The sequence below is a fragment of the Pantoea sp. App145 genome, from assembly GCF_047947045.1.
GTDB lineage: Bacteria > Pseudomonadota > Gammaproteobacteria > Enterobacterales > Enterobacteriaceae > Pantoea.
The window spans coordinates 1432476-1459000 of the sequence record NZ_CP133290.1; the positions used below are offsets into that span (position 1 = coordinate 1432476).

Here is a 26525-nt window from a genome sequence, read left to right on the forward strand (position 1 = left end):
GTCAGCAGGAGTTATTTCACCGTGGTTGCCGGACCAAACACTGAATAGTCCGGCAAGTTGACGTTCTGATAAGGCTCCCAGCCGCCGCCGAGGGCTTTATACAGCGCCACCAGATCCAGTGCCGTTTGCATCCGCGCCTGGGTTAATTGTGCCTGCGCCTGCGCCAGCTGACGTTGCGCATCCAGCACGTCAAGGAAAGTCGAAATGCCCTGACGATAGCTGTCGGTGGCAAGGTCAAAAGCATGTTGCAACGCATCGGCGGTTTCAGTCAGCGCGGTGACCTGCTGCTGATCGGCGCGGTAACTGACCAGCGCATTTTCCACGTCCTGCAATGCGGTAAGCACCGTCTGACGATACGCCAGCGCCGCATTGGCCTGCTCTGCACGCGCCAGTTTCACGTTCGCCACCAGCTGTCCGCCCTGGAAAATCGGTATCGATAACGAGGGGCCGATGCTGTAAAAGTGGCTGCTCCAGTTATCGAGATAGCTGGCATCGGTGTTGCGTACCCCGAGTTGTCCGGTGAGAGACAGACTGGGGAACAGTTCGGCCACCGAGACGCCAATGTTGGCCGTTTGCGCGTGTAAGGTGGCTTCAGCCTGACGGATATCCGGGCGACGGCGCGCCAGCGTGGAAGGAATGCCGACCGATACCAGTTTGGGCAACACCGGCAGCGGCTTATCGTTCGCCAGTTCGTTATCCAGCGATCCCGGTGTTTTACCCAGTAGCACCGCCAGACCATTCATCGCCTGATGTTCCTGCGCCTGATACTGCGGCAGCTGCGCATTAAGCGAAGCCAGTTGCGCACGGGCATTCTCCACATCGGTGAGCGGAGCCATACCATTGCGCTGCTGGCTTTGCGTCAGCTGAGAGGTTTGCTGTGCGATAGCGATTTGCTGTTGCAGCGTTTGCAGCACCGCCTGTGCGCCGCGCAGTTGCAGATAAGCCCGCGCCACTTCCGCCTGTAGCGACACCAGCGCATCATTGCGTTGCTCAATCGCCGCCTGCTGCTGCGCATTGGCCATTTCCATCTGCCGCCGTACTTTGCCCCACAGATCCAGTTCCCAGCTGGCATCGAAACTGCCCTGATACAAATTCACCGAGTGAGTCAGGCCATTAAGCTGATCCGCCACATCGCTGTCTACCTGATTGTAAACTCCGTTCGATTCCAGCAACCCTTTCAGCCCAAGCTGCTGACGCGTCACCTTCGCGGAACCGCTTAAACTGGGAAATAATCCTCCACGTGCCTGCGCCAGCTGTTCACGCGCCCCGGCAATGCGCAGTACCGCCTGTTGTAGCGTCAGGTTATCGGCGATGGCACGCGTAATCAGACTGTCGAGCTGCGGGTCATTAAAGGTTTTCCACCACAGCGGATGGGTGGCGGCGGATAGCGGTTTTGATGCTTCTTGTGACGCTAAATCGTGGTAACTGCCCGGCGTTTGCGCATGGGGTGGCTGATAATCGGGACCGACCGCACATCCCGCCAGCAGCAGCGCCAGAGCAGTCAGTGACGGTGCGAAGCGCAACGGCTTGTTCATTTTAATGTGCTCCTGCACTGCCTTCGCTCTTGATCGGCGAAAGCAACCAACAAAAAGGAATCAACAGCAACGCCACGATACTCAGCCCCATAAACACGTCGATATAGGCAAGAATGCGCGCCTGGGCAATCATCTCCTGGTAAAGCTGACCGCTGGCAAGTTGCAGCGGATCACCCACCGCAGTGGTGTAATCACGGATGGCCTGCGCCCAGTGTTGCAGCGTCAGGTTAAAGGGTTCGTTCAGTGGCGTCATGTTATGCACCATATTGGCCGACTGCGTCTGCATACGCTCGGTGATCGCGGCAGTCGAGAGCGAAATGCCAATCGATCCCGCGACGTTACGGAACATGGTAAACAACGCCGCCGCATCAGCATTGAGACGCTGCGGTATGGTGACAAAAGCGATGGTGGTCAGCGGCACAAACAGGAAGCCGAGGCCAATCGACTGTGCGCTGCGCATCATTACCAGGGTGGTGAAGTCCACATTCGGAGTCAGTCGGGTGGAATAGAGAAACGCCAGCGTCAGACAGGTGAAGCCAAAGGCGATGATGTAACGCGTCTGCACGATTGGCATCAGCTTTAGCACCAGCGGGATGGTGAGCACAATCAACACCGCCCCGGGCGACAGTACTAATCCCGACCAGGTGGCGGTATATCCCAGATCCTGCTGTGCCAGCTGTGGCAACACCACCGAACTGCCGTACAGAATCATCGCCATACCCGCCATCAGCAGCCCGGCAACCCAGAAGTTGCGATCCTTCATCACCGTCAGATCCACCACCGGTTTGCGCACGTACAACAGCCAGTACACCGCCCCGACAATGCCGACCACCGCCAGCCCGGCGAACAACCGGATAAAGTGGGAAGCGAACCAGTCTTCATCTTCGCCACGATCCAGCATCACCTGCAAACAGCCCAGCCCGATGGTGATCAACCCGATACCGATATAGTCGATCTTCAGGCGACCTTTGCTCCACTTGCTTTCCCACGGTGGATCTTCCAGCAGCTGGTAAATCGCCAGCACCGTCAGAATCCCCACCGGAATATTGATAAAGAACACCCAGCGCCAGCTGTAGTTGTCGGTGATCCAGCCGCCCAGCGTCGGGCCAATCACCGGTGCCACGATGATCGCAATGGAGGAGAGGCCAAACGCCTTGCCGCGATCGGATGGTTTGAAATAGTCGAGCAGCACCGATTGCTGCGTCGGCTGCAAGCCCCCGCCGAAGAAGCCCTGTAGCACCCGGAACAGAATGATTTGCCACAGTTCAGTGGCGATACCGCACAGGAATGAACAGACGGTGAACATCACGATGCAGATCATAAAAAACTGCTTGCGGCCAAACAGGCGGGTAAAGAAGGCCGAGATCGGCAGTACGATGCCATTCGCCACCAGGTACGAGGTCAGTACCCAGGTGGATTCGTCATAACTGGAGGAGAGCGATCCCGCGATATGCGGCAACGCGACGTTAACGATAGTGGTGTCGAGGATCTCCATAAACACCGCCAGCGTGACCATGATTGCGACCAGCCAGGGATTGCTGGCCGGTTTCCAGCTCTGGCTGGCACTCATTCCACCGTCACCCTGGGTTCAACCGACAGCCCAAGCGGCAGCGGGTGATTGGCATCAAGACCTTTATCGATGACAATTTTCACCGGGACGCGCTGGACAATCTTGACGTAATTCCCGGTCGCGTTCTCAGCCGGGAAAGTCGAGAAACGTGAGCCGGTGCCCATTTGAATACTGTCCACATGCCCCTCCAGCTTCAGGCTCGGCCAGGCATCGACACTGATAGCCACTTTATCGCCCGGATTCATGCGTTCCAGCTGCGACTCTTTAAAGTTGGCAGTAATCCAGATATCCGGTGACACCAGCGAGAACAACGCCGTCCCTGCCTGCACCAGCGAGCCAATATGGACGTTACGTTTGGTGACGAACCCGTCATAGGGCGCACGCACCTGGGTATAGGAAAGATTCAGCTCTGCGGTGTTCAGCTGCGCCTGCGCCTGTTCCACCTGCTGCTGACGCGCTTCAACGTTGGTTTCCTGTGCTCGGATCTGCAAAGCCACCTGTGACGCCACTTCTACCTGCGCTTTCGCGCTCTGCAGCTGTGCCTCAGCAGAACGTAATTGCACCGTGGCGGTATCGATATTGCGCTGTGAGGTAGCACGCGGATCGACGCCGCGCTGGCGACGATAATCAGCCTGCGCATTGAGCAAATTCGCCTGAGCTTTGGCCTGGTCGGCCAACGCCTGGTCGCGTTGCGCCGGGTACTGCACGCGTGACAGCGCCAGCTGCGCCTGGGCTTGATGCAGTTGCGCCTGCGCCAGTCCGAGCTGCGCCTTAGCCTGATCGCGCTGCGCGATGTTATCCCGTGGGTCGATTTCCACCAGCAAATCCCCCTGCTTCACTCGCTGGTTATCCCGTACCAGCAGTTTCACCACATAACCGGCGGCTTTGGGCGCGATCGTGACCGCATTGCCTTCGGTAAAGGCATCATCGGTGGTTTCAATATTGCGGTTGCTGAACCAGAACCAGAAAATCACCAGCAGCATGATTACCGCGACAATCGCGAGGATGATCAGTGGCTTTTTGCCGGGGCGTTTACGTTCCGACTCATTGTTTTCTGACGATTGGGAGTTGGTTTCTGCTGCCTGATGCGGATCCTGCGTGTTGCGCGCTGCCGGCTGATTTTCGTTATCACTCATAAGTTGTCATCTTAATCCTGGCCCCGATCCCCGGGCGTAAACGGTCAAGTTAACCTTAGATAAGAAATTGACAAATTCCAGTGTTTCTTTACAAAACGGCGAACGCGCGCATTTTCGGCAAAAATGCGCGATAACATACTGAATATGCGACGGCTAACCGCGCTATGGGGAGAGAATTCGCTGGGTTAGCGCAACCACTGAAGCAACAACCAGCCACTCAGCATCGACCACGCCAGCATTGGCAGTGAGAACAGATGGAAGCGCCACCAGACGCGGCTATCCTGCGCCATACGCAACGCGATCAGATTTGCCAGCGAGCCAGGCAATAAACCAAAGCCACCGATATTCACCGCCCAGGCCAGAACGTCAGAGGGCGGCACTTTCTGTAGCAGCAAAATGGTTGAAGGGACATTGCTGATGATTTGCGACAGGCCAATCGCCAGCAGGTATAACCCGCCTTCGCTCAGTTGACCAATTTCCGCGAAATACGACTGTAACCACGGCAGGTGCATCAGCAGAAAGACGTCGATAAACATGGCGACAAACACCAGCAGCAGGCTCCAGTCGATGCTGACCAGCACCTGGCGTGCCAGCAGCAGGAAACATCCCGCCACCAGCAGCAATGCCCAGCCGGTGAGTTTGAGTTCCAGCGCCACCACAAACACCAGATACAGCACCACGCTGAGGATAAACAGCGGCTTTTGCCACTGATGTGCCTCAGTCTGGGCATGTTTCTGGATAGTCCGCGCGGAAAAACTCCACCATGTCAGCGCCATCAGCGTCAGCATCAGCCAGGCCGCAAGTGGCAGCATTTGCAGAATAAACCCCGACACGCTCAGCGTACCGTGGCTCCACAGCAAAATATTTTGCGGGTTGCCCACCGGGGTCAGCAGCGATCCGGCATTCACCGCCAGCGCTTCAAAGATGATCAGGCGCGAAATCGGCAGGCGGGAGAACTTACGTAAAGTCAGCGTCAGTGGCACCAGAATAAACAGCGCGACATCATTGGTGAGAAAGGTGGAGAGCAATGCGGCAGCGCACACCATAAACAACGCCAGCGCACGTTCATGGGAAAAGCGCTGGATCAGGCGCGCGCCTAACACATCAAAATAACCGCTGTTTTCCAGGCCTTTGGTCAACATCAATAGCCCGGTGAGCGTCATGATGGTATGCCAGTCAACGGCACCGGGTAACTGCTGCCAGCGGAAATCCGCCATTGGCAGCAAAATCACGCCCAGCAACAACAGCAAATGCAAAATGCGATCACGCATTAACGAGCGAAGCACGATGGGCATGGTGGCGGAAGGCCTTAAAAAAAGTTAGCGACTCTCGTAAAACTTCTGGAAAACAGCGAGGGTTTCATCACTGACATGATGTTCAATACCTTCCGAATCACGACGCGCCGTTTCCGGGCTGATGCCCAGCGCCAGCAGGAAAGTTTCCACAATGTGATGGCGCGCACGGCTCTCTTCTGCCAGTTTTTCGCCTTCACGCGTCAGGAAAACCCCCCGGTACGGCACCTGTTCCACCAGGCCGGCACTGCCAAGACGTTTCAGCATTTTCGCCACGGTGGGTTGCGAAACACCGAGGCGGGCAGCCATATCGACCTGACGAGCTTCGCCAAATTCACGAATTAAATCAGAGATTAACTCAACGTAGTCGTCAATTAATTCACGACGATGCGCTTCGCGCACCTGGCGAAATCCTTCGACATGCTCCTCAATATCTTTAAGCGGTCCCTGTGGCGGGGTGATGGCGCTCTTGGCACGACGACTCATTCAGCTTCCTCTTTATTATTTGCCGTACCAGAACTGCGGTACGGGCTGGCTGCGCTCATTGTAAACCAGGCACAAATAAGCACAAAATTTTCCTAAATAGCATTGGCTAAAGGGTATAGCCAATGCTATATTCGCTGATAATGTAAGCAGCAATGCTCACAAAGGAGGCAAAAAATGCATGAACCCTATTTGCTGTTGCTCCTTTTCCTGCTGTTCATCGCAGGGCTGTGCTTACTGTTACGTCGTCAATAATCGGGAGGTGAACATGACCACCATGAAAAGCTGCCTCGACTGTGGCAAATGCTTCCAGGCGGAAAAAAGCACATCGGCTTTCGAGCTGAAATCACTGCTGTGCCTGTTGAGCCGCTCACCGTTTGCGCTGCGTCTGATGCTGATCGAAAAGCTCACCGGCAAAAAAATCGCTGAACGTCCCTGCCCGAATCTGATCTGGCGCGGTTAAGCGCTCCCACTGACGTACATTTTCCGACGGCGCGATTATCGCGCCGTTTTTGCTTATCGGCTGAAAAATGCCGGATTAATCGCACCGCGACAAGCATAAAAAAACGGCCCATCGGGCCGTTTTTGTTTGCAACTCTGGTCTAAGCAAAAACTTAGAAGCTGTAACCTACGCCAGCAATCCAGGTGCCTACATCGACGCTGCGGATGCGGCTCTGCTCGTAGCCCACGTCCAGTGCAACGTTCTGAATCGGGTTGAACTGCAGACCGGCACCGTAAGAGAAACCTACGTCGCTGGTGTCAGATTTCTGACGGTCAACACCGTTAGACTGGAATTTACCGTAGCCGATACCGACAACACCGTAGATGCTCGCCCAGTCATTCAGACGGTAAGCAGGACCACCGGTAATGCCGTAGTACTGGCCTTTGTTGTACACGCCAGCGTCAGTACGGTCTTTCTCGGTATAGGTGAAAGAACCGATCCAACCCAGCGGGTTAGTACCATCTTCGTAACGGTATTTCAGGTTGAAGCCGTTAGCTTTGTTGGCAACACCCTGCATATCGCTCTGAGCGTAACCACCGGTAACGGTGCTCTGAGCCATGGCAGAACCTGCGGATACTGCCAGTACACAAGCCAGTGCTGAAAGACATGCAATTTTTTTCATAACCACCTCAAATGTGATAAAACTTCTCTCCTGACAACGCTGAAAATATAACAAAAAATAGCGCGAAACTCTGCCGCTATTTTGTTGTCTAACAGATTGTTTGGTGTAACAGAAAGTTAATGAAGTTTCCTATGTCATTCATTTTTCTTATAAAAAACGTCATCTTTTTGCAATGAATTTTCTGTCTCTCAGTTACACCTTTAAGTAAATTCCTAAACTAATCTGACATTTCTTTACTTAACTGGCCCTGGATTTGGCTATTTTCGCATCAGTCGTTTCGCTTATTTTTACCTGCTGTGCGCCTCCTTATTTGCCCTCAATTCCTTTACACTGCTGGCTGTTACTTTGATGTTAATAACAACAGGAATTGATTCCAGGATGTCCGCACCTCTGACTGCCAAAAAACTGACGCCGGTGTTTTTCCCCATCGCGGTGTTGCTGATTGCTATGCTCTCCCTGCAAGGCGGCGCATCTCTGGCAAAATCGCTGTTCCCCACTGTAGGCGCACCGGGTATCACCGCACTGCGTCTCGGGCTAGGCACCCTGATCCTCTGCGCCATCTTTAAACCCTGGCGTTTGCGCTTCACGCGTGAGCAGCGCATGCCGCTGCTGCTGTATGGACTGGCGCTCGGCTGTATGAATTATCTGTTCTATCTCTCTATTCGCACCGTGCCACTTGGCGTGGCGGTTGGCCTGGAATTTACCGGCCCGCTGACGCTGGCGCTGCTGGGGTCACGCCGTCCGCTGGATTTCCTCTGGGTGCTGCTGGCGGTAACCGGTCTGTGGTTTCTGTTGCCGATCGGCGAAGGGATGAGCCACATTGATCCGCTCGGTGCCTTGCTGGCCGTCGGTGCCGGGGCCTGCTGGGCGATTTATATTCTGGCGGGACAACGCGCCGGGGCCGAGCATGGCCCGGCTACGGTAGCGATGGGTTCACTCGTCGCCTCGATCATTTTTGTCCCACTCGGATTGACCTTTGCGCATAGTGGCATCTGGCATTGGGAAATTTTACCACTGGCGCTGGTGATTGCCCTGCTCTCCAGCGCTATTCCCTATTCACTGGAGATGATGGCGTTAACCCGCCTCCCTGCGCGCATTTTTGGCACGCTGATGAGTCTGGAACCTGCCATGGCGGCGTTATCCGGCATGTTGTTCCTTGGCGAATTGCTGACGCTAAAACAGTGGGTTGCTTTGCTGGCGATCATTATCGCCTCAGCCGGTTCCACTCTGACCATGAAACAAAAAGCAGCGCAAATTAATGAAGTCGATTTAAATCCGCCACAGTGATCGGCGCTATATTCAGCTGGCCGACGGGTCAGCTGAATATATAAACCGTTCTCATTATCACTTTTTAATTGTTACTTCGACCATTCTGTTATTATTTTGCAACATTGATGAACGATAATTAACAGCCATATTTTATCTGACTGATAAAATTGAATTTTCCCACAAAATCTTCTCACCAGCGTTTTATCCATTGCCGATGATCAATTTGTGTTTACCTATTCCTGATATTGACTGAATCAATCCTGCATTACAGAGAAGTGCTGCTATACTTAGTCCCGTGCTTGATTAGGACAACCCATCAACGAGAGGACTTTAATGATGAGTACCGCAAAACTGGTTAAAACAAAATCTTCCGATCTGATTTACACCCGCAACGACGTGGCTGATAGTGAGAAGAAAGCCACCATTGAGGTTCTCAACCGTCTGGTCGTGGAGTTTATTGACCTGTCGCTGATCACCAAACAGGCGCACTGGAACATGCGCGGAGCGAATTTTATTGCGGTGCATGAAATGCTGGATGGCTTCCGTACCGCAATTACCGATCATCAGGACACCATCGCAGAGCGCGTGGTACAGCTGGGTGGCGTTGCCCTGGGTACGACCCAGGTTGTCAATGACAAGACACCGCTGAAAAGCTACCCGCTTAACATTCACAGCGTGCAGGATCACCTAAAAGCGTTAGCCGACCGTTATGCCATCGTCGCCAACGACGTACGCAAGGCGATCAGCGAAGTGAGTGACGAAGACAGTGCGGATATTTTCACCGCGGCTTCACGTGATCTCGATAAGTTCCTGTGGTTTATCGAATCCAATATCGAATAATCAGCAAATTCCTAATAAGGCGGGTTCTCCCGCCTTTTTTTATGTCTGTGTAACATTCTGGTGCTTTTTTTGACACCGTTAACAATTTCTTCATCCTTGCTTTCCCTGCCCTGCGCTCTGGTGCAAACTGAGATCTGCACCACAACAGCACTGCGCACTATTTTGGTGCTTCATATTGGTGCAAATTCTTCTATACAAGCAAAATCGTGTCAGCCATGCTATGCAAGCTGCTGATTTCGCGACAAATGAAAAGTTGGCATAGTTTTTTCATATGATTAGCCGCAAATCAGGCCAGCTGGTCTGGAAGGTAATAAGGAAAAATGATGAAGTCACTGATTAAAGTCTCCGTGGCAGCCCTGGCGCTGGCCTTCTCCCTTTCATCCACCGCAGCAGACAAAAAACTGGTTGTCGCCACTGACACCGCTTTCGTTCCGTTCGAATTTAAGCAGGGCGATCAGTACGTCGGCTTTGATATCGATCTGTGGGCAGCTATCGCTAAAGAGCTGAAACTGGATTACACCCTGAAGCCAATGGATTTCAGCGGCATCATCCCGGCACTGCAAACCCGTAACGTGGATCTGGCGCTGGCGGGTATCACCATTACCGATGAGCGTAAGAAAGCCATTGAATTCTCAGACGGCTACTACAAAAGTGGTCTGCTGGTGATGGTGCGTGAAAACGAAAACAACATCAAAAGTATCGATGATCTGAACGGCAAAGTCGTGGCAGTGAAAAGCGGTACCGGTTCTGTTGATTACGCGAAAGCGCACATCAAATCGAAAGATCTGCGTCAGTTCCCGAACATTGACAATGCTTACATGGAGTTAGGCACCAACCGTGCTGACGCTGTGCTGCACGATACCCCGAACATCCTGTACTTCATCCACACTGCGGGCAAAGGTCGCTTCAAAGCGGTTGGCGAATCTATCGAAGCTCAGCAGTACGGCATCGCTTTCCCGAAAGGCAGCGACGACCTGCGTGAAAAAGTGAACGGCGCGCTGAAAACCCTGCGTGAAAACGGCACTTACAACACCATCTATAAAAAATGGTTCGGCAGCGAGCCTAAATAATTCGCATTTTGTTCTATTTTTATCTTTGAAGCAGGGCTGATTCCGCCCTGCTTTTTCCATCGCAACAGATTCTGGAGTTCCACCATGGAGTTTGACTGGAGCGTCATTTGGCCTGCCATCCCGATTTTGCTGGAAGGCGCCAAAATGACCCTGATTATTTCGGTCCTCGGCTTGATCGGCGGTTTGATTATTGGCCTGGTCGCCGGTTTCGCCCGCGCTTACGGCGGCTGGATCGCTAACAACATCGCACTGGTTTTCATTGAATTAATTCGCGGCACGCCGATTGTGGTGCAGGTGATGTTTATCTACTTCGCCCTGCCGATGGCTTTCCCGGATTTACGTATTGATCCGTTCACTGCTGCGGTGGTGACCATCATGATCAACTCCGGGGCCTATATCGCGGAAATCACCCGTGGCGCAGTGCTGTCGATCAACAAAGGCTTCCGTGAGGCCGGTCTGGCGCTGGGTCTGTCGCGCCGCGAAACGCTGCGCTATGTGATCATGCCGCTGGCGCTGCGCCGTATGCTGCCGCCGCTGGGTAACCAGTGGATTGTCAGCATCAAAGACACCTCGCTGTTTATCGTCATTGGCGTGGCAGAACTGACTCGTCAGGGCCAGGAGATCATCGCCGGTAACTTCCGCGCACTGGAGATCTGGAGCGCCGTTGCCGTTATCTATCTGATTATTACGCTGGTGTTGAGCTTTGTGCTGCGCCGTATTGAGAAAAGGGTGAAAATCCTGTGATTGAATTTAAAAACGTCTCTAAAAATTTCGGCCAGACGCAGGTACTACACGACATCAACCTGAAGATTAATCAGGGCGAAGTGGTGGTGATTATCGGCCCTTCAGGTTCCGGTAAATCGACGCTGCTGCGTTGCATCAACAAGCTGGAAGAGATCACCACTGGCGATCTGATCGTTGATGGCATGAAAGTTAACGACCCGAAAGTCGATGAACGCCTGATTCGTCAGGAAGCAGGCATGGTGTTCCAGCAGTTCCACCTGTTCCCACAAATGAGCGCGCTGGATAACGTGGCCTTTGGTCCGATCCGCGTGCGCGGTGCAAAGAAAGAAGATGCGCAAAAACTGGCGCGTGAACTGCTGGGTAAAGTAGGGCTGGCGGAACGCGCGCACCACTTTCCGTCAGAATTGTCCGGTGGTCAGCAGCAGCGCGTGGCGATTGCCCGTGCACTGGCAGTGAAGCCAAAAATGATGCTGTTCGATGAGCCAACCTCGGCGCTTGACCCGGAACTGCGTCATGAAGTGCTGAAAGTGATGCAGGATCTGGCCGAAGAAGGCATGACCATGGTGATCGTGACACACGAAGTGGGCTTCGCCCAGAAAGTGGCTTCACGCCTGATCTTCATCGACAAAGGCACCATCGCCGAAGATGGCAACCCGGACGAGTTGATCACCAACCCGCCGAGCGACCGTCTGCGCGAGTTTTTGCAGCACGTGTCTTAAACCGGCAATTATCGTAGCGGCGCGATTTATCGCGCTGTTTTAAAGGCGCGCGATGAATCGCGCCGCTACATGCTGGTATACATCCCCCCTTTCAGACTCATCTCCCTCCCGCGCTGTCTATACTTTTCCCTTGTGCCAAAATCAGGGAGAAAGCCATGTCGTTTGCCAGCCCACCATGGCGTCGTGCCATCAGCTGGAGTCTGGGTGTTATTTTCCTGTTGCTGATCACGGCTGCCCAGGCCGTCACCCTGCCACAGGCCGCTGTTGCCGCGCAGCAGTCACCGCCACCCGCCGCAACCACCAGCACCGCGCCAACGCTGGAGGATAAAAAAGCCGCCTATGCCGCGCTGGCTAATATTCTGGAAAATAACGATTCCCGTCAGGAACTGATTGATCAGCTGCGTCAGGCAGCCAATAGTCCCTCCACCAGCCAGCAACCGGTACTGGCCCCGCCGCAGGCGGAAGCAGAAGATCCGACGGTGCTGGAAAGCGTCACCAGCGTCACCCGTGAATATGGCGGAGCCGTCGCATCCCAGTTTGTCCGGCTGCACGACAGCATTGCCAACGCACCACACAAGGCCTTCAACCAGCAAACTTTCCTCAATGCCCTGCAACACTTTGCCGGTCTGGCTGCCGCAGTGTTTGCTTTTTACTGGCTGGCGCGACGCCTGATGGGGCCCATCTGGCAACGCATGGGGCGCTGGGGCCGTAACCACAATCTGGAACGCAGCAAATGGCTGCATCTGCCCGCCACCATTGTGCTGGCTTTTATCATTGATTTACTGCTACTGGCGTTGACGCTGTTTCTCGGCCAGATCATCAGCGACAATTACCACGGTGATAATCGCACCATCGCCTATCAGCAGGGCCTGTTCCTGAATGCCTTCGCGCTGATTGAGTTCTTCAAAGCGGTGCTGCGCCTGATTTTTTGCCCACGCTTCCCTGCCCTGCGCTTTTTTCATTTGTCCGATGCGCGCGCCCGCTACTGGAACACCCGCCTGAGCTGGCTGAGCGGCATCATTGGTTATGGTTTGCTGGTGGTGGTGCCGATTGTGTCCAATCAGGTGAATATGCAGGTCGCCGCGCTGGTTAACATGCTGGTGATGGGGATCATGACGGTGTGGGCGCTGTGGCTGATTTTTCGTAACAAGCGCAATATCCATGAAGAATTATCACGGCTGGCTGACCGCAGCCTGAGCTTCTTCGCGCTGTTTATCCGCGCCTTTGGCATGGTGTGGCACTGGCTGGCGAGCGCGTATTTTATCACGCTGTTCCTGTTCTCCATTTTCAATCCCGGCGACAGCCTGAAATTTATGATGTCCGCCACGGTGCGCAGCCTGGCGATCATCGGTATCGCCGCGTTGATTTCCGGCATGCTGACGCGCTGGATTGGCAAAACCCTGACCCTGTCACCGGACATGCGGCGCAACTATCCTGAACTGCAAAAACGCGTCAACGATTGGGTCAAGGCGCTGCTGAAGCTGGCGCGGGTTATCACCGTATTTGCCACGCTGCTAATGCTACTCAATGCGTGGAACCTGTTTGATCTCTGGCACTGGCTGACGTTCGGTGCCGGACAGAAGATGGTCGATGTAATGATCCGCATCGTGATGATCGTGCTGCTTTCGGCGATTGGCTGGACGCTGCTCGCCAGCCTGATTGAAAGCCGTCTGGCTTCCGATTCTCATGGTCGTCCGATGCCCAGCGCCCGTACCCGCACGCTGCTGACGCTGTTCCGTAATGCGCTGGCGGTGGTGATCAGCACCATTACCATCATGATTTTACTGTCCGAAGTGGGGGTGAATATCGCCCCGTTGCTGGCTGGCGCAGGGGCGCTGGGGCTGGCGGTGTCGTTTGGCTCGCAAACGCTGGTTAAAGACATCATCACCGGCATCTTTATCCAGTTTGAGAACGGCATGAATACTGGCGATCTGGTGACCATTGGCAGCATCACCGGCACCGTGGAGCGAATGTCGATTCGATCGGTCGGGGTGCGTCAGGATACCGGTGCGCTGAATATTATTCCGTGGTCATCCATCACCACCTTCGCCAATTTTGTGCGCGGTATCGGCTCGTTTGTTGCCAACTATGATGTCGATCGCAGCGAAGACACGGCGAGAGTGAACGCTACCTTGCAGGCCGCGGTGAAGGAGTTGCTGGAAAACCCGGAAATTCGCGGCATGGTGATTGGCGAGCCGAGTTTCGCCGGGCTGGTCGGGCTGACCAGCCAATCCTTTACCGTCCGCGTCTCCTTTACCACTCAACCCCTGAAGCAGTGGTCGGTGAGGTTTGCGCTGGACGATAAAGTGAAGAAACATTTTGACGCGGCGGGGATTAAAGCGCCACACCAGACGGTCGAGGTGATGCAAACCGGCAACGACGTGGCATCCGCCGCCAGCTTTCCGGCTCTGCCACCGACGCCGTGAGTTTAGCGTTTCAGCCGCTGGGCGCGTCCGGCTTCCGGCAGGAACGTCCAGGCGAGGAAACGGCTCTGTTTCTGGCCCTGCGCCATTTCGATGATGCGGACCTCGTACGCCTCCGCATCACGCAGCTGGTCGCGCAGCGCGGGTAGATTCTCTTTGCGTGAAACCAGCGAGGTGAACCACACAATGCGGTCAGCAAAAGCGACGCTTTCATCGATCATCCGGCCAATAAACCGACGTTCGCCGCCGTCACACCACAATTCGTTATGCTGACCACCGAAGTTCAGCGGCGTATTTTTCTTTAAACCGAGTTTGCGCACTTTACGCTGGCTGCCCGCCGCCGCTTCTTCTGCCGATGCATGGAACGGTGGGTTACACAGCACCGCCTGGTAGCGTTCATTTTTGTGCACCACACCGGCGAAGATCGCCTCAGCCTGCTTCTGCCGACGCAGACGAATCCCGCGCTGCAAACCCGGATTGCTGGCAACGATATGGTTAGCCGCCGTGATGGCTTCCGCCGTGATCTCGGTGCCGGTAAAGCGCCAGCCGTATTCCGCGTGACCAATCAGCGGATAGATACAGTTGGCACCGCAACCTATATCCATCACATCCACATCGCGCGGGATCACGCCGCCATTATCGGTGGCCAGCAAATCAGCCAGCGCATGGATATAATCCGCTCGCCCCGGCACCGGCGGCGTCAGATAGCCTTCCGGCAGCTGCCAGTTAAGGTTGTAGAACAGCTTCAGCAGTGCCTGATTGAGCAACATCACCGCCTGCGGATCGGCAAAATCTACCGACAGCTCGCCATAACCGTTCGGGCGCACTTTGTCCGCCAGCGGCGGATGCGCTGCGGTGAGGGCAGCAAAATCATAACGGCCCTGATGGCGATTGCGGGGATGAAAGGGATTGGCGGCTGGCTTGTTCATAGGATCTCCGATAAATAACGCGGCGTAAGATACCCTTTGCCGGACAAAAAAGAAAATCTCTGCTGATGTAGAGTCAGGATGCTAAATTTGTCGCTGCGCAATTTATTGCGCACTTACCCACGCCAGGAGAGGTTATGACGCGTCAACGCTATTCTTATCAACCGCGTGCCGGTCACGGTTTGCCGCACGATCCCCTCAATGCCATCGTCGGCCCACGCCCGATTGGCTGGATCAGTTCGCAAAGCACCAGCGGCCTGCGCAACCTTGCGCCTTACAGTTTTTTTAACTGCTTCAACTATCATCCGCCGATTATCGGCTTTGCCAGCAGCGGCTGGAAAGACAGCGTGCAAAATATCAGCGAGAGCAAAGAGTTTGTCTGGAACCTGGCGACCCGTCCATTGGCGGAAGCGATGAACGAAAGCTCCGCCTCAATACCGCCGGAGCAGGATGAATTCGCGCTGGCAGGGTTAACCCCGATCCCGGCCTCGCAGGTAAAGGTCAGCATGGTGGCGGAAAGTCCGGTCAATTTCGAATGCCGCCTGACGCAGCTAATCCGCCTGCAGGATGTACACGGCAGTGAACTGGAGAGCTGGCTGGTGCTGGGGGAAGTGGTGGCGATTCATATTGATGAGCATCTGCTGGAGAACGGCATCTATCAAACCGCCAAAGCGCAACCCATCCTGCGTGCCGGTGGCCCGTCGGCCTATTACGGTATCAGTGAAGCGTCGCGCTTTGATCTGGTGCGGCCGGATGCGCGTCGTGGTTAAAAACGGGTCGCTTTGAGGACCTGCACGGCTTGCGCCATTTCCGGTGCCAGCCAGCGGTCCTCCTGCCAGTTGGCTACTACCGCCCGCAGGCGACGCAATGCCTGCTTTGTGCCGTCTGCCAGCTGGTTTTCCCCGTGGAAATCCAGCGCCTGCGCCGCCAGCAGATACTCAATCGCCAGAATCTGCCACACATTGCCCGTAAGCTTCAGCAGCTTCAATGCCGCGCCGGTGCCCAGGCTGAGATGATCTTCCTGCAAACCGGAAGTGACAAAGTTATCCAGCACCGCCGGTTGCGCCAGCTGGCGGTTTTCCCCACACAGCGAAGCCGCGACATATTGCGCAATCATCATGCCGGAATTCACCCCCGGCTGGGCCACCAGAAACGCCGGTAGTCCGCTGACCAGCGGATTGACCAGCCGATCCAGCCGACGCTCCGCAATGCTGCCCAGCTCCGCCATGGCTATCGCCAGCAGGTCGCAGGCCATCGCTACGGATTCACCGTGGGGATTAGCCTGTGACACCACGCGCCAGTTATCCGGCGTGCCGAGTACCAGCGGGTTATCCGTACAGGCGTTGAGTTCAGTATTCACCTGCCGCTGCGCATGTTCGAACTGATCCCGGCAGGCACCGTGCACCTGTGGCATCGAACGCAGGCTGAGAGCGTCCTGGGTGCGCACGCCGAGGCTGCTCTGCAACAACGGGCTGTCGCTCAGAAGCTGACGCAGCCGTTCGCCGCTGCGCTGCATACCCGGGCTGGCTTTCAGCGCGATGATCTCTGCATCGAACGCCACCAGTTGCCCACGCAGGGCTTCAAAACTCATCGCTCCGGTCATATCGGCACAATCCAGCAGGCGTGCCGCATCGTCCAGCGCCAGCGAGGCCATGCCGGTCATGCAGGGAGTGCCGTTCACCAGGCTCAACCCTTCTTTTGCTCCTGGGCGGAACGGGGTCAGACCGGCCAGCGCCAGTGCCTGTTCGGCAGGCATCGTTTGCTGCTGATACGTCACCTCACCGATACCCATCAACGCCAGACCGATATGCGCCATATGGGTGAGATAACCGACCGATCCCTGTGACGGGACCTGAGGAATAATCTGTTGATTCAGTAGCGCCAGCAGTTGCTGCACCAGCGCTACCGATACGCCAGATTTACCGTGGCTGTAGTTGGCGATGGCGGCACAGATAATGGCGCGCACTTCATCCGCTGGCAGCAACGGCCCGACACCACAGGCGTGGCTCAGCAGCGTATTGCGCGAGAGCTGGCTGAGTTGCTCCTCCGGCAAGGTGATGTTGCACAAGGCGCCCAGACCGGTGTTGATACCGTAGGCGATATGGCCGCTGGCGACAATCTCATCGACGATTTCACGTCCGCACGCGATACGCTGCCAGGCAGTGGCGCTCAGGCTGAGCTCAGCGCCGTGGCGCGCCACCTGTACCACATCCTGCCAGCTAAGGGGGCTGTCGCCCCAAATCACCGTTCCGCTCATGCCGGTTGCTCCGTGCGTTGATGGCTGGAGATAAATTGTTTAAAGCGCAGCGAGCCTTGCTCGCCAAACATCGCTTCCGGGGAACCTTCGCAATCAATGGTGCCCTGGTGCATAAACACCACGCGGTTCGATACGTTGCGGGCAAACCCCATTTCGTGGGTAACCACCAGCATGGTGCGCCCTTCCTCCGCGAGGCTGCGCATCACCTTCAGCACCTCCCCCACCAGCTCCGGGTCAAGCGCGGAGGTGGGTTCATCAAACAGCATCACTTCCGGGTCCATCGCCAGCGCGCGGGCAATCGCAACGCGCTGCTGCTGACCACCCGATAGCTGCGCCGGATAGAAATCTTTGCGATTCAGCAGTCCAACCCGATCCAGCAGCTGTTCCGCCTGGGCAATGCAGCTTTTTTTATCGCGCTTCAGGACATAATGCGGCCCTTCAATCACGTTCTGTAGCACCGTCATATGCGACCACAGGTTGAAACTCTGGAACACCATGCCGAGCCGGGAGCGCAGGCGTTCAATCTGTTTCGGATTCGCCGCCAGCTGATGCCCGTGGGCATGGCGCTTCATTTCAATGGTTTCACCGCCCACGCTGACCACACCGGCATCCGGCGTTTCCAGCAGGTTGATGCAGCGCAGCAGCGTACTTTTGCCGGAACCGCTGGCACCGAGAATCGAAATCACATCGCCTTTGCGTGCCTGTAAATTGATGCCTTTCAGCACCTCCATCGCCCCAAAGGATTTATGGATGTCGGTGGCGGATAAGGTAATCGGGGGTAAGTCGTGCATATCACTCTCCGGCAATCGGTTTAACGGCGGGCAACGGCTTTTTTTCGACGCGATGCACCGGGGTCAGGCGGCGCTCAAGCAGCGCATACAACTGGACGATAATAAAGTTCAGAATCAGATAGATAGCCGCTGCACACAGAAACACTTCCATGGTGCGATACGTACGCTGAATAATCTGCTGCGCCACGCCGGTGACATCCCACACCGTCACCAGGCTGGCGAGCGCGGTGGATTTCACCAGCAGAATCGCTTCGGTGGAGTACGCCGGTAAGGCATAGCGCAGCATGATGGGTGCGATAATGCGCCGCAGTAACAGGCCGCGAGACATACCACAGGCCAGCCCGGCTTCAACCTGGCCCGGCGGCACCGCCAACAACGCACCACGCAGAATCTCAGCAGTGTACGCGGCAGTACACAGCGACAGCGCCAGCACCGCGCAGGTAAAGGGTTCGCGCAGAAACGGCCAGACAAAACTGTGGCGAATCACACCAAACTGGCCGAGCCCGTAATAAATCAAAAACAGCTGGATCAGCAGCGGTGAGCCGCGAAACACCAGGATGTAGCCGCGCGCAAAACCACTCAGGAGCCGCCAGCGGCTCATACGCAGCGCCAGAATGCCCAGCGCCAGCACCCCGCCGCACAGGAATGAACTGATAAACAGGCCGAGCGTAACCGGCAGCGCGGCGCTCAGCTTGAGAAAGGTGTCAGTGAGAAAGGCAAAATCGATCATCGCGCTGCTCCTTAATGCTGTGCCGCAGTGCGACTTTGCCAGGCACGGCCGAGGCGCGATTCCGCGCGACGAAATGCATGGTTGGAAAGCAGGGTCAGTACCAGATAACAGGCACCGCCCACCATATAGAAGGTGAAGTAGTCACGGGTAGATCCGGCGGCCACCTGGCTGGCTCGCATCAGTTCGACGATGCCGGTGACGGACACCAGCGCCGAGTCCTTCAGGCTCATCTGCCAGACATTCGACATGCCGGGCAGCGCATAGCGCACCACCTGCGGCAGCAGAATGCGCTGGGCGATGCGAAGCCGAGGCATCCCGATGGCGACAGCAGCTTCGATCTCGCCTTTCGCCAGCGCCAGCCGCGCCGCCCGATACACTTCCCCCTGGTAAGAACCTGAGATAAGCCCGATAGCCAGTGCCCCAATCAGAAACGGCGGCGCTTCAATAAAGCCATCCGCCCCGAACATCTGACCGACGAGGGTGATCAAACCGGAGCCACCGAAGTAAAACAGGTAGATCACCAGCAGTTCCGGGATGCCACGAAACACCGTGGAATACGCCTCTCCCAGCCAGCGCAGCCAGCGTTGCGTGGAGAGTTTAGCCGCCGCGACACCCGCACCGACCAGCGCGCCGATCATCAATGCCGCCAGCGAGAGCAGCAACGTGGTTAACGTGGCGCTCAGGATCAGGCGGCCCCAGCCGTCTGCACCAAAACTCAGCAGGCTCATCATGGTTGACCTCACTTACGGGGTTACGTCAGTTTTAAACCACTTCTCACTCAAGGTTTTCACCGTGCCGTCAGCCAGCGCAGCCTGAATGGCGGCGTCGAGTTTGGCTTTCAGATCGCTATCGGCCATGCGCACGCCCAGCGCTTCCCCTTCACCCCAAATCGGGCCGCCAAGCTGCGGGCCGCTGAAGGTCAGGTTGCTGTTCTCTTTCCGCGCCAGCATCGATTGCGCGAAGGTGACGTCATCAAACACCGCATCGATACGACCGGCCTGCAAATCGAGGATCGCATCGGCAGAGGTGGTGTACTCACGCACATCGGCGACATCTTTGAAGTATTTATCGATAAACGGGGTATAGACGGTGCCGGAGGCGATGCCGATGGTTTTACCTTTCAGCGCGGCCTTCAGCTGCGCAATCGCCGGTTCGATCTCTTTGGCATCATCGTGCAGCTTGATGATCTTGCTATCCGGCGGTAGCAGCGAATCTTTCACGGTGATAAAGGTGGCAGGGGTGGATGCATACGGCGTGGTGAAGCTGACCACTTTTTTGCGATCCGGGGTGATAACGATGGCATCCATGATCACATCATATTTTCCGGCATTCAGTCCGGCGATCATCCCATCCCAGTTCTGCACCACCAGCTTGCACTGAATCCCCATGCGTTTGCACAGATCGGCCATCAGCTCAGGTTCAAAACCGCCCAGTTTGCCGCCCGGCAGGGTCAGGTTCCAGGGTTCGTAGCTGCCTTCAGTGGCAATAGTGATCGATTTCCACTCTTTAGCCTGGGCAGTCACACCGCAAAGCAACAGGCTGGAAAACAGGGTCGTGAGGCAAAAACGGCGTACTGTGGTGCGGTGCGTCATGCGGCTTCTCCTGGTCGATAATCGTTGTGTGCTGTCTCGGCGATTTTTCGCAGATGACATTTCATGTATATACAAGTTAGCCTGCGCCAGATCATTGTCGGCTTGAGTTTTTTGTGAGCCAGACAGAATAAATCATTAAAATTGCCACGCGGTCTGTACTTGTACATACAACCTAGCAAAGGCTGTGCCAGCTCGAGGTGACGGGGAGAATCAGGGGGATACAAAGGAAGCGGTGCCGGATTGCACCAGAAGGTGGCAGCGAACGCACCAGGTTGTAGCGACGCAATTTATTGCGCAGGGTTTACCAGCACCCTGCACCGAATGGCGCGATAAATCGCGCCGCTAAAAAAATGTGCATTAACTAACCGATTGATCCGCCAGAGGTAGAGGCCCCGACGTTGATCTCTTCTGAATTCAGGCTGCCTGCCTGTAATATCATCGATTTTAATTGGTCACTGGCGGTGTCGATATCCTGCTTTGACTCCAGATTCTGGCGTCCCAGTTTTACCAGCCGGCTAAAGATACCAACATGCAGATCAGCATTATGTTTCATGAAATGGATCACAAATGAATTATCTTTAAATGCAGGTTCAACCAGTCCCTTTAACGCTTTACGTTTTTCCTCCGCCTCAGGACTATAGCGATCGGTATAGCGCCATGCCAGCCCTCCCAAAAACTCCCCCATAAACTTAATAATCTTTCGCTTCAGGGTCACATTGGCCGTAAATACACTCAATTGCTGGCAAAAACTCCGGAGAAAATCCCGGTCGCTCATCAGATAATCAACCAGGTAATACCTGTTAGATAAAAGTTGTTTGCTGAAATATTCCATACCGGCAAAACTGAACTTTTTAACAGGATTGTAAGTCTCACTATAAACTTCGCCGGGGGAATGAATTGCTTTGTTTTTATTTGTTACATGTCTTATTTCATGATCAATGATGATCTGCTTTGATTCATCTTCGCTGATATTCTGCATGTAAACCAACCTGTTCCCATCACCGGAAAGAACGAAACCGATATCACCACGCCCAAATAACAATCTTTCCGCTTCATTAATTAAGCACCCGGAAGCTACATGATCATCAGCCGTATATCTTTCCCTAAAAACTCTGACTCTATCAACAGTGAGGTCTCTGAGATCACTCACGTAGTTTTTATAATCAGCGATAACTAATTTAATTTCACGTTCAGTAAAAATATTTCCGGTAAACTCCTGAAGGACATCTTTGACGATGTCGTGATTTTGGGCGCTATTTAATAGTTTATCCACGAGTTGGGCGTCAGCATGAATACGCTTCAGGGTATTCATCAACCTGACAAAAAATTCCGGATATTTCGTTTCCAGCTCTTGCCTGTTTCTGGTTTTTAATATGAATTGAGGAGCATTCGGCACGCCAGGATTTAATAGTTTATCTTTTATTTCATTGAACCGTTTGTTGACAATCGCTTTCGGGACAATGTGTTTCTTATAATATTCCTTAGCATTCTTTTTAAATATCTTATTTGCCCTGGTGAATATTTTATTATTTTTATCCAGCTCCCTGATATCCTGAATGACTTTTTCGCTCTTTCATAAAAATCCACTTCTGTGTGATTTTCACGATGGTATTGTTCAACAGCATCCACAAACTGATTGAATTTATCATTAATGATAACAGGTGTTTCCCATCTGGCGAATTGTTCCACAAATTGACTTACCACAGGAAATTTCAATTTAATAAAACTGAATGGCGTGAGTCTTAGCAACTCCTCCATCCTATCCCGGCATCGACTTTCAGGAAGGTTACCTGGATCAGGAATTTTACTCCCTTCCTCGATTAAATCCCGCAGCTCTGCCTCACGCTGTACGTTGGTATACTGATTCACCTCCTGATAACCAAAGTGCAGTGGCGTGAACATATTGACGTAATAGGGGGAAAGTGTGGTCGCCTCGCGGGTTACCCGCTTAATTCTGGTGGGATCGCCCTTCCAGTCTATCAATACCTCGTCTCTTTTTGACATTTGCTTATAATGCGTTTTTTCTTTTTCGTCCTTAAATTCAACAATGATAAAATCGTCTCCCCCGCTCCCCTTTTTTACCCAAAGGTGCACAGGTTGCCATTTGGTATTGATGATCAAGTTACTAAAAAAAACGTCCCTGACATTATCATTGCTAAAGTCTATCTCAGTGAAATATTTCTTAAAAAGAACATAATCATATTTATTCGTCTCCCTGATATCCTGTTCCATGCGTTCTGTTTTTAAGTCATCAAGGGTTCCACTCGCAACATGAGAGACAAACTTTTCAGCATCCACCACCCGTTCCTGACTATTGGCAAAATTATCCGTGAATTGATGATGGGTAGGAAGTAATAAGGCGTTTTGTTCATCAACACGATAGTTCTTAATACCCTGCGGCGTGTTGGCTTTACAATAAAACCGGTCGGTGATGACGTTCCAGCGCACATCAAGAATTGTTACCTGTGGGGCAAGTGGCCGCAAGCTAAAAGATTTGTCGCGCAGCATCCAGCCTAAATAAGCCTGAAACGGTATTGAGTTAGCGAGCCGTGCCGTTACCTGGCTATCATCGAGAAACAGTTGTTCCTGAAGCTCTGCCATATTTATCGGGTTCGTATCGGCTGGTGTCACCTTGTGTTGTATTTCTTCTCTGCATAACGCAATGACTTTTTCCGCCACAGAATGGACAGCATAGCTGGCTTCATTCACCAGCTTGCCAGTCTCACTTTCAGGGACGGAGTCATAAAAACACAACGCTGCATACTCAGCGGTGATTAATGCTTCCTCTATGGTAGCGGGCCGATCGCGGATCGCATCAAAGGCCTGTTTACATGATTTCAGGGAAATGAATTGAGAGATTAAATTCCCGGCAACATCCATTATTTCATCAATGATGCCAGGCGCAGACGTGGTAGTTGATACTGATACCACAGGTGGGAAGCGTTGATTAATAATAAACTGACTGAGGCTCTGCGCATACAACGACCATTGCACCTGGCTGCGGGCGACGGGTGCCGTCATTTTATCACTAACATTAAAGGTGATGTCTGGCAACGAACGATTGGATACCGACAGGCGCGTCATAAACGTAGTTTTACCCGCATGATTAATCCACCGGGCATAATCATCCGCCTGAAGGCTATGTTGCGTATCGTTATAAACCACATCGGCAATAATATTATTTATTTTGGGAATGATGGAAAGGGTGTAGCAGCGCCTGATATTTTCGTGTCCGGCTGTCAGGGTAAAGCCAATATAATGACGTTGTTTCCCGTGAGCCGCCTTGTTTTCTGCCGTAATAAACCGAACTTCAAGCCCCCCCGGTTGCTGCGAGGCTGCCAGGAAAAACGCCTGATCTGCCGCCTCAATCTGCCCGAGAGCCAGCGTACAAAGTTGTTTTTCCACCCCGGCCAAAGCCTGGTAATCGATGATAAACTGTGTTGTCAGTTTCCCACCATGCTGCAGTAGGTTATAGATTTTGAGGTTAAGATAAAGCAGCCGGACCAACAGGCCGCCTTCCGCTTCGAGATGATTCAGATAATCAGCCAGCCTAACGTCCCCTTTTGCCAGCAGACGATCAAAATAGGCAAATCTGTCCAACAGAAAATCATCTGAATGACGTAGCATGGCCTGCATACCGAATCGTTCCAGCCTATCAGCAGGGATGTAATGCAGTTTATCGTCATCGGCAATCAGGCCCGCAGCAACCGTTAACAATACGCCATGAGTGGAAAGCACCGCTTTATCCATGACATCCGGCTTGCTGCATAAGCGAAAAAAGGGGTATTGGTTTTTGATATATTCCAGATGCAAAAACTGCAATTTCCCGAGAATGACGTGACTTTGAATAAAATCTGGCAGGGGTCCACGGGCATAGTAAACAGAAGCAACAAGATTGCTTTTAAAGCCGTTTTGTAGCTCCACCTTCACATCTGGCAGTGAAGCAAACAGAGTCGTTTCTGGTCTGACCTTCTGTTCCAGGGCTTTCAATGTTGCTGACACTAACAGGCCAGGATTGGGGATGGCACGATCAAGGGCACGTAACAGGATTTCAGAAAGTTGTGCTTTCCCCGCTGACGTACCTACCCAGGCATTTAACAGTTCACTCACCTCCGCGAAGCAGGAACCTTCGAATAACAACGCAGCAAAATCAACGGCCGCGTACTGATCATACGCATATTGGCTGTCAATGCCGGTTACCAACTTTCTGACGACGGTGACAATTTCCTCCAGCGACGTAAATTGCGCGTCAGCCACCCCTTCCAGATTCAGGAAATAAGTATGGATTTTGTCATCAATCTGCGTTGAAGGTACCTGCCTGAGCCACTGTTGCGCTTTAGCCAGCATCACATCAAGATCGCGGCCAATCAGCACGGGCTGTGTCGTCCTGCACGACCCTGGCGTCAGGGTTGTATTAGTAGGTCCAAATAACAAGGTCAGGCTATCCGGCGTCGTGACTGGGGTGGCGCCAGTGGCGCGTGGTGTGGTTGTGGTGGTGCGGGTTAAGAAGGGGAACTTCAGCGGAATAAACATCCTTTTCGAGCGTTCCCAGGTACTCAGATCGACCTCATAGGGAATCAGCTGCTCAGGAAGCATGGTGGTTAATGGCAAGACAAAACTATCCACTTCAGCATAGTGACGAAAAGGCCGGTTATTCGGGGTTGCAATCGCATCCGGATCATATGCCGACGGGGAATGCGTGGGAATATCCACTTCAGCATAGTGACGGAAATGGTATTCGTTAATCTGCGGTTGGGGTTGATCATCGCCCAGGCCACGTTCCTCTGCCGCAGCCACAGGCAGAATCCCTCCCCAGTTAACCCGATGCAGCGCTCCCCCTGACACATCAGAGATCACGGGACAGCAAGCGTCGTCAGGCTGGGGGGGATTCGCATCGCCGACCTGCAACGAGTGACGGTAGATCTGGCTGGGAAACCAGGTGGCTCGGGTGTTTAGATCCCGATTAATAAACAGCGGGTTAAACTTTTTATTGTTGATGCAGAGGGTAATTTTCTCGTTGTCTGCCGTGCCCACCCCCGCCATTTCCACGCTCACTGTCCGGTTGCCTGTGTAGCTGAGAAGTTCTGTCGGGCAGCGTGTCAGCTGGGTGCAGAATTCCTGCCCAGAGGTCAGCATCAGCGTCGGCAGGGAAACGCTGCCCGGCACATAAATGATATTTTTGCCCTGCCCGAAGAATAAATCCTCTTCCTGCCCGACTTCACCCGCAATCACGCGACTGGCATTGAGCTGTTGTCCGGGAACACACGGTGATAACGCTGGTGCGCGGATAGCTAAGACCTCATCCAGATACATGCCGCAATAGGGAGCCGCCCATTTTATCAGGGGCTGTAACAGAGTCGGCCGGGGTTGCCAGAACGCGCGTTTTTCCAGGCAGGCGATCAGTCGCTGTTCAAATTCACCTGCCTGTTGATGGTCGCTTTCTCTCAGGCTGTTGCGCCACCCGGCACGGCTGTCAATGTAAGCCTGGATACGCCCCGGCGTTCCTGCATCCCCGGAAAGAGCGAGTGTGTTCAACGCATAGAAGTAGTCATTCAGCGCTGCGTGGTCAGAAGTGGTCTGGATAAGCTGAAGCAGCTGGCAGGTCGCCTGATGTTGTTGTTGCCAGAAAAACCACTCGACGACCCTCTGCGCCGCAGCCAGTGGTGGTGTGGCTATTCCATGCGGATTGCCGTGGGTGCAGGCATCAAGAAATGTTCTGAGATTACTCAGGCTTTGGCAGCAAATTTCCGGCAGGTTGCGGGGAAAGCGGTGATAGCTCGAAAATGTCGTGACGCAATTTCTCATCGAACGGCATATTCTCCCCAAAGAGAACCGGGTCGCCGTATTTTTCTGAACATCTGCATAGCCTGCCAGCGCGGCTGAAACGTTGTCTGCTCCATGCATACCAACCTCCATAACTGCTTAAAAGTAAAAAGGAATACGTCTCCATTGGTGTTGCGCTTAAGCACACTATTCCGTAGCCGCGCGATAAATCACGCCACTACGGAATAGACTTTACATCGT

The 26525-nt window shown here is 53.9% G+C and carries 22 protein-coding genes; 8 read left to right on the top strand and 14 right to left on the bottom strand.

Annotated elements, in window-relative coordinates; translation table 11 throughout:
* Window positions 1-11 precede the first annotated feature (11 nt).
* From RCF31_RS06515 to mntR, 5 genes are all read right to left on the bottom strand, one after another.
* Window positions 12-1535, bottom strand: a complete 1524-nt coding sequence (locus RCF31_RS06515; RefSeq protein WP_416412871.1) for an efflux transporter outer membrane subunit — start codon at window positions 1533-1535, stop codon at window positions 12-14.
* 1 nt (window position 1536) lies between these two features.
* Window positions 1537-3105 (bottom strand): DHA2 family efflux MFS transporter permease subunit, encoded by a 1569-nt coding sequence (locus tag RCF31_RS06520; protein WP_299446517.1) that lies wholly within the window; start codon window positions 3103-3105, stop codon window positions 1537-1539.
* Window positions 3102-4241: an HlyD family secretion protein gene (locus RCF31_RS06525; protein WP_416412872.1), complete on the bottom strand. Its 1140-nt coding sequence runs from the start codon at window positions 4239-4241 to the stop codon at window positions 3102-3104. Before RCF31_RS06525 ends, RCF31_RS06520 begins: the two co-directional genes overlap by 4 nt.
* Before the next feature lie 185 nt (window positions 4242-4426).
* A complete protein-coding gene (locus RCF31_RS06530; RefSeq protein ID WP_416412873.1) occupies window positions 4427-5536 on the bottom strand; it encodes an SLC13 family permease in 1110 nt (369 codons plus the stop codon).
* Window positions 5537-5560: 24 nt separating this feature from the next.
* Window positions 5561-6019, bottom strand: a complete 459-nt coding sequence (gene mntR, locus RCF31_RS06535) for a manganese-binding transcriptional regulator MntR (protein WP_299446524.1) — start codon at window positions 6017-6019, stop codon at window positions 5561-5563.
* Between the two features lie 265 nt (window positions 6020-6284).
* On the opposite strand from mntR, the gene RCF31_RS06540 reads away from it, so the two are divergent.
* On the top strand, window positions 6285-6479 hold the full coding sequence (locus tag RCF31_RS06540; RefSeq protein ID WP_299446526.1) for a hypothetical protein: 195 nt from the start codon (window positions 6285-6287) through the stop codon (window positions 6477-6479).
* Between the two features lie 151 nt (window positions 6480-6630).
* Here RCF31_RS06540 and ompX read toward each other — a convergent pair whose 3' ends face one another.
* A complete protein-coding gene (gene ompX, locus RCF31_RS06545) occupies window positions 6631-7140 on the bottom strand; it encodes an outer membrane protein OmpX (protein ID WP_313685372.1) in 510 nt (169 codons plus the stop codon).
* A 378-nt stretch (window positions 7141-7518) separates the two neighbouring features.
* On the opposite strand from ompX, the gene rhtA reads away from it, so the two are divergent.
* The 6 genes from rhtA (at window position 7519) to ybiO (ending at window position 14208) form a co-directional block, all read left to right on the top strand.
* Window positions 7519-8427, top strand: coding sequence for a threonine/homoserine exporter RhtA (rhtA, locus tag RCF31_RS06550; protein ID WP_416412874.1), 909 nt, complete (start codon window positions 7519-7521; stop codon window positions 8425-8427).
* Window positions 8428-8745: 318 nt separating this feature from the next.
* Complete coding sequence (gene dps, locus RCF31_RS06555; RefSeq protein WP_036624544.1) at window positions 8746-9249, top strand: DNA starvation/stationary phase protection protein Dps; 504 nt, start codon at window positions 8746-8748, stop codon at window positions 9247-9249.
* A 323-nt stretch (window positions 9250-9572) separates the two neighbouring features.
* Complete coding sequence (glnH, locus tag RCF31_RS06560) at window positions 9573-10319, top strand: glutamine ABC transporter substrate-binding protein GlnH (RefSeq protein WP_084873635.1); 747 nt, start codon at window positions 9573-9575, stop codon at window positions 10317-10319.
* A gap of 84 nt (window positions 10320-10403) precedes the next feature.
* Window positions 10404-11063, top strand: coding sequence for a glutamine ABC transporter permease GlnP (gene glnP, locus RCF31_RS06565; protein WP_084873634.1), 660 nt, complete (start codon window positions 10404-10406; stop codon window positions 11061-11063).
* On the top strand, window positions 11060-11782 hold the full coding sequence (gene glnQ / locus RCF31_RS06570; RefSeq protein WP_084873633.1) for a glutamine ABC transporter ATP-binding protein GlnQ: 723 nt from the start codon (window positions 11060-11062) through the stop codon (window positions 11780-11782). The genes glnP and glnQ overlap by 4 nt, the downstream gene beginning before the upstream one ends.
* 155 nt (window positions 11783-11937) lie before the next feature.
* Complete coding sequence (ybiO, locus tag RCF31_RS06575; protein WP_416412875.1) at window positions 11938-14208, top strand: mechanosensitive channel protein; 2271 nt, start codon at window positions 11938-11940, stop codon at window positions 14206-14208.
* Between the two features lie 2 nt (window positions 14209-14210).
* Here the strand turns inward: ybiO and rlmF are convergent, their stop codons facing one another.
* Window positions 14211-15134 carry a 23S rRNA (adenine(1618)-N(6))-methyltransferase RlmF gene (gene rlmF, locus RCF31_RS06580; protein WP_416412876.1) on the bottom strand — a complete coding sequence of 308 codons (924 nt, stop codon included), beginning with the start codon at window positions 15132-15134 and terminating at the stop codon, window positions 14211-14213.
* A 134-nt stretch (window positions 15135-15268) separates the two neighbouring features.
* Here rlmF and RCF31_RS06585 point away from each other — a divergent pair, with 134 nt between their 5' ends.
* Entirely contained in the window at window positions 15269-15901 is a 633-nt protein-coding gene (locus RCF31_RS06585) for a flavin reductase family protein (RefSeq protein WP_416412877.1), read from the top strand.
* On the opposite strand, the gene RCF31_RS06590 is transcribed toward RCF31_RS06585, so the two are convergent.
* From RCF31_RS06590 to RCF31_RS06620, 7 genes are all read right to left on the bottom strand, one after another.
* Window positions 15898-17388 (bottom strand): HAL/PAL/TAL family ammonia-lyase, encoded by a 1491-nt coding sequence (locus RCF31_RS06590; RefSeq protein WP_416412878.1) that lies wholly within the window; start codon window positions 17386-17388, stop codon window positions 15898-15900. The genes RCF31_RS06585 and RCF31_RS06590 overlap by 4 nt on opposite strands.
* Window positions 17385-18179 carry an ABC transporter ATP-binding protein gene (locus tag RCF31_RS06595; RefSeq protein WP_313689875.1) on the bottom strand — a complete coding sequence of 265 codons (795 nt, stop codon included), beginning with the start codon at window positions 18177-18179 and terminating at the stop codon, window positions 17385-17387. Before RCF31_RS06595 ends, RCF31_RS06590 begins: the two co-directional genes overlap by 4 nt.
* A gap of 1 nt (window position 18180) precedes the next feature.
* Complete coding sequence (locus tag RCF31_RS06600; protein WP_416412879.1) at window positions 18181-18909, bottom strand: ABC transporter permease; 729 nt, start codon at window positions 18907-18909, stop codon at window positions 18181-18183.
* A gap of 11 nt (window positions 18910-18920) precedes the next feature.
* A complete protein-coding gene (locus RCF31_RS06605) occupies window positions 18921-19640 on the bottom strand; it encodes an ABC transporter permease subunit (RefSeq protein ID WP_332668404.1) in 720 nt (239 codons plus the stop codon).
* Between the two features lie 12 nt (window positions 19641-19652).
* Window positions 19653-20501 (bottom strand): transporter substrate-binding domain-containing protein, encoded by an 849-nt coding sequence (locus RCF31_RS06610; RefSeq protein ID WP_084873625.1) that lies wholly within the window; start codon window positions 20499-20501, stop codon window positions 19653-19655.
* A gap of 361 nt (window positions 20502-20862) precedes the next feature.
* A complete protein-coding gene (locus RCF31_RS06615; protein WP_416412880.1) occupies window positions 20863-21816 on the bottom strand; it encodes a hypothetical protein in 954 nt (317 codons plus the stop codon).
* A gap of 104 nt (window positions 21817-21920) precedes the next feature.
* A complete protein-coding gene (locus RCF31_RS06620) occupies window positions 21921-26405 on the bottom strand; it encodes a hypothetical protein (protein WP_416412881.1) in 4485 nt (1494 codons plus the stop codon).
* Window positions 26406-26525 lie beyond the last annotated feature (120 nt).